The 314-nt window shown below is 59.6% G+C and carries 1 pseudogene; it reads right to left on the reverse strand.

The window, feature by feature from the left end:
* A pseudogene (locus ABT58_RS23230) lies at positions 1 to 314 on the reverse strand (pyruvate:ferredoxin (flavodoxin) oxidoreductase); the annotation flags it as partial.

A 314-nucleotide genomic window follows, 5' to 3' on the forward strand; every position in this document is an offset into this window, starting at 1 on the left:
ACTCGGCGTTATCCTCAAACAGGGAGTTTGCCCAGGCTGGGCCCCGGCCCTGGCTGTCGGTGCTGTACGGCGTTGTCGGCAGGTTCCCGCCGTAGATGGATGAGCAGCCGGTCGCGTTAGCTATCAGCAGGCGATCGCCAAACAGCTGAGTCAGCAGCTTAATGTAGGAGGTTTCGCCGCAGCCGGAGCAGGCTCCCGAGAATTCAAACAGGGGCTGCAGCAACTGACTGGAGCGCGCGTCAACCCGTTTGATGTCAATGCGCTTGAGCTCAGGCAGAGTCTGGAAATAGGCAAAGTGTCGCTGCTGTTCAGTC

This window comes from Photobacterium aphoticum (assembly GCF_001029435.1).
GTDB lineage: Bacteria > Pseudomonadota > Gammaproteobacteria > Enterobacterales > Vibrionaceae > Photobacterium > Photobacterium aphoticum.